Genomic DNA, 7,070 nt, shown 5'->3' with positions numbered 1-7,070 from the left:
TTGGGGCATGCAGTCGTGGCAAGCCCTCCGATGCCATATCGGCTCTTGAAGCTGGCTGAGGGTCATGGGTAATCAGGAAACAAAATATGAAGGGCATTACTACCACAGAGAAGGGCGATATGGCCCTGCTCCAGTGGTGCATGTCTGCTTTTAACGTCATCGAACATCCGCAAGAGGGAATCTATATTCTCCTGGACGGATCGATGACCTGGCAGGACTGTACCGATACCTATGAACTGTCTCCCAACGAACTCCTGTTCGTGCGCCGTGGCAACTACGCGGTCTGTACCGGTGACAGCCCCTGCCGCCTGCTGTGGCTACCCCTGTCAAACGCCTTTTTGCAAGGTTTCTTGCAACGTTTTGGTTCACTGTTGAGTGAAGTCGCCCGGCTGGAGGGGATGGCCCCCACGTTGCTGCCGTTTCACTCATCCCCTTTGCTGACCCAATGTATTCAGGGACTGCGCGGGTTGACCGAACATGACCATCCCCCCGCACTGGCTCAATTACGCACCGAAGAGTTGCTGTTTCTGCTCGCCTTTGGCGAACAGGGGGCGCAACTGATGTCAATTTTGCGTCAGCTGAGCAATCGCCAGGTCGAGCGGTTGCAACAGTTTATGGAAAAGCACTATCTGATGGAGTGGAAGCTCAGCGAATTCGCCAAAGAGTTCGGCATGGGGTTGACCACCTTCAAGGAGCTGTTTGGCTCGATATATGGGGTTTCTCCCCGCGCCTGGATCAGTGAACGGCGGATCCTCTTCGCTCATCAGTTATTACTCAATAGCGAAATGAGCATCGTCGATATTGCGATGGAGGCCGGTTTCTCCAGCCAGTCCTATTTTACCCAGAGTTATCGCCGTCGTTTTGGTTGTACGCCAAGCCGTGCCAGACATGGCACAGATTAACGCCGGACTAAAATAATCTGACGTTTTTTATAAGCCGCGGAGTGAGGCAATGGATAGAATAGCCAGCATATCGAAACATCATTCCATTATTGCCCGCAGCAAGATGAGCAAGGCATAGCATGAGTCAGCAAGATCACCATTCACCTAACCAGGGCCTGTTTGCAGGTCGTCGGGTTACCGTTGTCCAGCCAGATACCCTGAGTCGGGATCGTCTGGTCGGCCAGCTGTCCGTGCTCCGTTATCAGGATGCCGGCGTGATCACCTCGCAGCAGATGGCCCTGTTGCAACGGCTGTTGCCAAGAACCCGGCTGGAGAGCCTGTTGGGCTCCATCTGGTTTCAGCGCCGTCTCGATGCTGCGCTGGCCGTCTCGCGCGAAGAGCTGCAACAGATCTTGCGGTTGGCAGGCAGCGAGCGTTGCGACTGGATGCAACAGCTGGGGGATCGCATCAATATGGCGGATCGTCCCTTGCTGTGGCACTGGGTGCTCTATCCCTTGCACCGCTGGTGGGTTCAGCATCTGGAACCTCTCTACGGCGCCTGGCTTAACGAGCTGGAGCAGTTGCAGGTAATGCGCCGCCAGCTCAATGCCCAGGCGGTGTTCTGGCAGACCGTGGTCGATGTACCGGCCGGTCTGGAGAGCCGGATCGCCGAACAACTCGCACAGCTGAGCCAGCGCGAGCAGGAGCTCACCCAACTGCAGAGCGATTGCGAGACACGTCTCCAGCTTGCCTGGCCTGCCTGGTATGCGCAAACGAGCAAGGAGGGCAATCCGGATCTGCTGATGCCGGTGCCGCTGGAGCTCGGCGTATTCTGGCATGCCCTGCAGGCACTGCCCCATCAGGATGATGCCGCCAGAACACTGCACGAGTGGCTGGTCGGCCGGGGCATTGCCCTGGGTCAGGATCACTTCTACTGGCAGCCTCCTGCGCCCTAGATAGCCCGAGGAACTATGCACACGCTACTGAATCGATTGGCCGCAAACCTTGGCCAAGGGCCTTTTATTGCCGACGCACAGGGAAAGTACCATCTGCGACTCGATGGTTATCCCCTCTTTTTGACCCCCAGAAACGGTGAATTGCTGCTGAGCACCCCGCTTGCAAGTAGCCAGACAAACGGGGCTGAGAGCCATGATCCGGCGCTGCTGAAGCGTCTGTTGCAACAGGTAGTGGCCTGGGGCCGCCATGCCCCCCATGCCCTGGTGCTGGATGATCTGGGCAATCTGCAACTGGAGGCGCGGCTCGCGCTGGAGTGGCTCGACGAGCAACTGCTGGCGGAGCGCCTGAGCCAGCACATCGCGCTGCTGGATCGGTTGGAACCCCAATTGACCGAGGCCGCACTGGCCCCCCAATGGAGACAGATGATATGGCACCCTTGAGCGTGCAACCCCTGCTGCGCCCCCTGTTGTGGATCTGCTTCGCCGTGATGGCGTGGCTGCGCCCGGCCATGGCGCAGGAGCTGGACTGGGTGCCCATGCCGTACAGCTATGTGGCGGAAGGGGAGAGTCTGCGCGACGTATTGGTCAACTTCGGAGCCAACTACGAGGTCTCGGTGGTGGTTAGCGACAAGGTCAACGATCAGGTCAACGGCCAGTTCGAACATGACGAGCCGCTCGCCTTCTTGCAGCAGCTCGCCTCCCTCTACAACCTGGTCTGGTACTACGACGGCAATGTGCTCTACGTCTTCAAGAACAGCGAAGTGCAGTCCCGTCTCATCAATCTGGAGCAGACCGGTGCCGCCGAGCTGAAACAGGCGCTGCAGCGTGCCGGGATCTGGGAGCCGCGCTTTGGCTGGCGCCCCGATGCGGATAACCGGCTGGTCTATGTCTCTGGCCCGCCCCGTTACCTTGAGCTGATCGAGCAGACTGCGCTGGCGCTGGAGCAGCAGACTCAGCTACGCAGCGAGAAGACCGGGCCGCTGGCCATCGAGATCTTCCCGCTCAAGTACGCGTCGGCCACCGACCGATCTATCCAGTATCGCGATACCGATGTGGAGGCCCCCGGTTTAGCCACCATATTGGCCAGACTGCTCAGCGATGCCGGGGTGCAGATGGTCAACGGCGAGGGTAACAAGAAAGGGGCAGCGGTCACGTCCGGCCAGGCTATCGTGCAGGCCGACCCTTCCCTCAACGCGGTGATCGTGCGCGATACCCCGGAGCGGATGGCGATGTACGGCAAGCTGATTGCGGCGCTGGACAAACCGGCGGCCCGCATCGAGGTGGCGCTCTCCATCATCGACATCAATGCCGAGGATCTCTCCCAGCTGGGGGTGGATTGGCGAGTGGGGATCCGCACCGGTTCGAACCAGCAGGTGATCATCAAGACCACCGGCGATCGCAAGGGGATCGAAGGGGGCGCCGCGCTCGGCAGTCTGGTGGACTCCAAAGGACTCGACTATCTGCTGGCCCGGGTCAATCTGCTGGAAAGCGAAGGCAACGCCCAGGTGGTCTCCCGTCCGACCCTGCTGACCCAGGAGAACACCCAGGCGGTGATCGATCACAGCGAAACCTACTACGTCAAAATCAGCGGTGAGCGGGTGGCCGAGCTGCAGGGGATCACCTACGGCACCATGCTGCGAATGACGCCCCGGGTGATCCAGATGGGCGACAGACCCGAGATCAGCCTGAGCCTCCACATCGAGGATGGTGGTCAGAAAGTTAACAGTACCGGTATTGACGGGATCCCGACCATCAGTCGTACCGTCGTTGACACCATCGCCCGGGTCAGCCACGGCCAGAGCCTGTTGATCGGTGGTATCTACCGCGACGAGATAAACGAGAACCTGAGCAAGGTGCCCTTCCTTGGCGACATCCCCTATCTGGGCGCGCTGTTTCGCAGCAAGGATACCCAGACCAAGCGCTCGGTGCGGCTCTTTATCATCGAACCACGGCTGATCGATGACGGCATCGCCCACTATCTGGCCCTCGGTAACGGTCAGGATCTGCGTGCCGGGTTGCTGGGGACTGATGAGCTTTCCAACCAGAGCCTCTCCCTTGGCAAGGTGCTGGGCGGCGCCCAGTGCCAGCCGCTGGCCGCAGCCCGTGATGTGCAGCAACTGCTGCGTCAGGGGGACAAGAGCTCGTCCCTTATCCAGTGCCGGATGGGCAATGAACTGGGGTGGCGACTGGTCGAGATGGACAAGGATCAAAAATGTACGCCGGCTGCCAACTGGTGTGTGCAGGCGGGCAACGAGGGCGCCACCCGATGAGCTGGAAGTGCCGTGTCTATCGCGGGCTCAACCGCGGGGTGGAAGTCCCTCTGCCGGAGGGACGTCTGGTCATCGGCGCCGATCCTCTCAAGGCCGATCTGGTGCTGGTGGATGAGGGGATGGCCGCCGAACATCTGGTGCTGCTGGTGAGTGGTGAGGGGATCACCCTGCAAGCCTGGGCAGACGGCATCACCCCGACTCAGGACGGTGTCGCCCTGACCGCGGGAGACTCGCTCAGGGCGGGGGCGCGACTGGAGGTTGGCCCGTTGCTCTGGAGCTTCTGTGACAGCAGCCGTTCACTGCCCGAACAGCTCGATGCGCAGGCCCTGGTGGCTGCGCCATCCCGTGCGCCGCGGCGGCGGGCGACTGGCGCCGATGTCTGGATGGGCGCCCTCTGTCTGAGTCTGGTGGTCGCGGTGATCTTGCTGCTCGGCACAGGCTGGTGGCATGGCGCTGACGAGAACGAATCTGCGCGCACAGAGCAGGCATTGAAACGCTTTCTGGCCGCGCCGAACTACCGTCAGGTGGTGTTGAACAACAGCGATCCCGAGCTGTGGCAACTCTCGGGTTACGTCGATGAGAACAGCGCGCGTCTTGCGCTGCAGCAGTACCTCGACAGCAATGGTTTCAGCTATCGGCTCGAGCTGCGCACCATGGAAGATTTGCGGCAAGGGGCCGGTTTTATCTTGCAGAAGCTGGGTTATGAACAGCTGCAGATCCGCAATGGCAAGGAGCCCGGCTGGCTCAAGCTCAGCGGTGAAATTCAGGGGCAGGATGGCAAATGGAGCAGCATTGAATCCCTGCTCAAGCAGGAGGTGCCCGGCCTGCTGGGCGTTGAGAATCAGGTACAGATTGCCGGGGCCTATCGCAAGCGCCTCGACGCCTTGCTGCAGGAGCAGGGCCTGGCTGGATCACTGCGGGTGCGCGAGGCGGGTGGGCGACTCGAACTCTCCGGTCAGCTGGATGAGCGCGATCTTGGCCAGTTTCAGCTGGTGAGCCAGCAGTTTCGCCGGGAGTTTGGTGCCTACCCGATGCTGGAGCTGATCAATCAGACCAGAACGCCGCGCCAGGATGAGCTGGAGTTCGATGTGCGCAGCGTCTCGTTTGGCCGGGTGCCCTACGTGATCCTGGCGGACAACCAGCGCTATCCGGTCGGGGGCGCAACTGCCAGCGGCGTGCGGGTGCTGGCCATTCGCCGCGATGCGGTGGTGGTGAGCAAGGGCAAGCAGCAATACATCGTCAAATTAAAAGGAGTCGAGCAGCATGATGACCAGTATGGAAGCGCGACTGTCCGGCGCTGACCCCTCCTTTACCCGCGAGCTGCGCGAGCAGCTTGTGCAGGCACAGGGCGCAGTGAAGCGGCAACTGCTGCGTGGGGGAACTCCGCACCAGTATCAGGCGTGGCAACAGCAGGCCGATGCCATCGAGGCGGGCATGAAGATACTTGAACAGATAGAGGGAGTATGAGAGATGGCCGATATTTTTAACCCGGGGAATACCCTGGACAAGGTTGCCGACAATCTGAAAGACCAGGCAAACAAAGCCAATGAGGAAGTTCAAAAGGCGATTGAAGCGTTGAAAACCTCGCCGGATGATCCGGCTCGGTTGGCCGAGCTGCAGCACAAGATCAACAAGTGGTCAGTGATCTACAACATCAACTCCACCGTGACTCGGGCCATGAAAGACCTGATGCAGGGTATTTTGCAGAAGATTTGATGATGAACTCTCAACTCAAGCGACAGCTGGCCGAGCTTGCGCTGGCAGGCACCGGACACCATTGCCACCAGGAGGCGGCCACCATCGCCGACTGGCTGGCGGGCGAACCGGAGATGACCGAATGCGTGACGCTCATTCGCCTCTCCTCCCTGATGAACCGGGGAGATTATCAGGCCGCCTTGCTGCTGGGTGGCGAGCACTGCACGCCGGATATCGAGCCCTGGCTGGCCCTGTGCGAGTGGCGGCTGGGTCAGCAGGAGGCGCTGGCCGCCCGGTTGCTGCGACTGGAACAGAGCGGCCAGCCTGCCTTGCAACAGTTTGCCGCAGGCCTGCGTGAGCAGATGGCATCATGAAAATTGAAGGCAGCGATCAGCTGGGGGGAGAGCAGCCGCAGCGTCAGCCGCTCCCGCCCGAATCCATGGCCCAACACCAGTTCGAACGACTGCTGGCCAAGGCCCCCGAGCCGGATCTGTTCGAGCGTTGGCAACAGGGGGCTCCCCTTGACGGTTTGCTGGCCGGTGCGACGCCAGCCGCCAAGCGTGAACTGCTCTGGCAGATCTACCAACAGGGCGACAGCCCATCGTCGGAGATTGGCAAGCAGCTGTTTGCCCCGGTCACCGACAAGCTGATCGCACGCTTTGGCGAGCGCCAGCCGCCGGTGGTGGATGCCATCGATCTGCCGGAGTTGCGAGCAACCATGCGGGAGTTTGATCCCCTGGCGTCGCGGCGGGAGAAGGTGTTGCTGAACCTGCTAAGCGAGCTCAGGGATGGGCAGGGCGCTGTGCCCGCGGAACATGTGTTTCTCGATGCACTGGCCCGGCGCGAGCTGATGACCCTGATCCCGCTCAACGGCATGGTGGACAATCTGATGCGCAATTCGCACAAACTTGATCTGGAGGCGTGATGGAAATTGCACAGTCTGCCCAGGCGGTGGTCACCAGCCTGGATGAGTTGAAAGCGGTGGATCTCTCCTCACCCCATGTTGCCAGTTTTGAACAGGCGATGGGGAGCACATCCCAGGGGATGGGGAGCTCCCTGCTGGGGGAGCTGGGGGAGTTGAAGCAGCAGTTTGTCGAGGCCAAGCAGAGCCTGCAAGCCGAGCTGGCCACCCCGGGGGATGACCCCAACAGCCTGATGCAGATGCAGTGGTCGCTGATGCGGATCACCATGCAGGAGGAGCTGATTGCCAAGACCGTGGGCAAGATGAGCCAGAACGTAGAAACCCTGTTGAAGACCCAGTGAGGTAG

The 7,070-nt window shown here is 60.7% G+C and carries 10 protein-coding genes; all 10 read left to right on the top strand.

What is annotated here, in order from left to right; genetic code table 11:
• Positions 1-86: 86 nt before the first annotated feature.
• The 10 genes from PG888_RS18535 to ascI all read left to right on the top strand — a co-directional run bounded on the left by PG888_RS18535 (position 87) and on the right by ascI (position 7,065).
• Complete coding sequence (locus PG888_RS18535) at positions 87-902, top strand: helix-turn-helix transcriptional regulator (RefSeq protein WP_269475268.1); 816 nt, start codon at positions 87-89, stop codon at positions 900-902.
• Between the two features lie 119 nt (positions 903-1,021).
• Positions 1,022-1,837 (top strand): T3SS regulon anti-activator ExsD domain-containing protein, encoded by an 816-nt coding sequence (locus tag PG888_RS18530; RefSeq protein WP_182937909.1) that lies wholly within the window; start codon positions 1,022-1,024, stop codon positions 1,835-1,837.
• A 15-nt stretch (positions 1,838-1,852) separates the two neighbouring features.
• The gene (ascB, locus tag PG888_RS18525; protein WP_182937908.1) at positions 1,853-2,278 is read left to right on the top strand and encodes a YscB family type III secretion system chaperone AscB; all 426 of its coding nucleotides are present in this window, start codon (positions 1,853-1,855) and stop codon (positions 2,276-2,278) included.
• Complete coding sequence (gene ascC / locus PG888_RS18520; RefSeq protein ID WP_182937907.1) at positions 2,251-4,107, top strand: SctC family type III secretion system outer membrane ring subunit AscC; 1,857 nt, start codon at positions 2,251-2,253, stop codon at positions 4,105-4,107. The genes ascB and ascC overlap by 28 nt, the downstream gene beginning before the upstream one ends.
• Positions 4,104-5,408: a type III secretion system inner membrane ring subunit SctD gene (gene sctD / locus PG888_RS18515; RefSeq protein WP_182937906.1), complete on the top strand. Its 1,305-nt coding sequence runs from the start codon at positions 4,104-4,106 to the stop codon at positions 5,406-5,408. The genes ascC and sctD overlap by 4 nt, the downstream gene beginning before the upstream one ends.
• Positions 5,371-5,574, top strand: a complete 204-nt coding sequence (locus PG888_RS18510; protein WP_182937905.1) for an EscE/YscE/SsaE family type III secretion system needle protein co-chaperone — start codon at positions 5,371-5,373, stop codon at positions 5,572-5,574. The genes sctD and PG888_RS18510 overlap by 38 nt, the downstream gene beginning before the upstream one ends.
• 3 nt (positions 5,575-5,577) lie before the next feature.
• On the top strand, positions 5,578-5,823 hold the full coding sequence (gene sctF / locus PG888_RS18505; RefSeq protein ID WP_139408250.1) for a type III secretion system needle filament subunit SctF: 246 nt from the start codon (positions 5,578-5,580) through the stop codon (positions 5,821-5,823).
• The gene (locus PG888_RS18500; protein ID WP_182937904.1) at positions 5,823-6,176 is read left to right on the top strand and encodes a YscG family type III secretion system chaperone; all 354 of its coding nucleotides are present in this window, start codon (positions 5,823-5,825) and stop codon (positions 6,174-6,176) included. Before sctF ends, PG888_RS18500 begins: the two co-directional genes overlap by 1 nt.
• Positions 6,173-6,727, top strand: a complete 555-nt coding sequence (locus tag PG888_RS18495; RefSeq protein WP_182937903.1) for a YopR family T3SS polymerization control protein — start codon at positions 6,173-6,175, stop codon at positions 6,725-6,727. Before PG888_RS18500 ends, PG888_RS18495 begins: the two co-directional genes overlap by 4 nt.
• Positions 6,727-7,065 (top strand): SctI family type III secretion system inner rod subunit AscI, encoded by a 339-nt coding sequence (gene ascI, locus PG888_RS18490; protein ID WP_005320806.1) that lies wholly within the window; start codon positions 6,727-6,729, stop codon positions 7,063-7,065. The genes PG888_RS18495 and ascI overlap by 1 nt, the downstream gene beginning before the upstream one ends.
• The last annotated feature ends 5 nt before the right edge of the window (positions 7,066-7,070 follow it).

It is taken from the genome of Aeromonas sp. QDB23, assembly GCF_027707745.1.
In the GTDB taxonomy this organism is placed as follows: Bacteria; Pseudomonadota; Gammaproteobacteria; order Enterobacterales; family Aeromonadaceae; genus Aeromonas; species Aeromonas allosaccharophila.
Note: the sequence above shows the minus strand (reverse complement) of the source record. Positions and strands in the feature narration are given on the sequence as shown.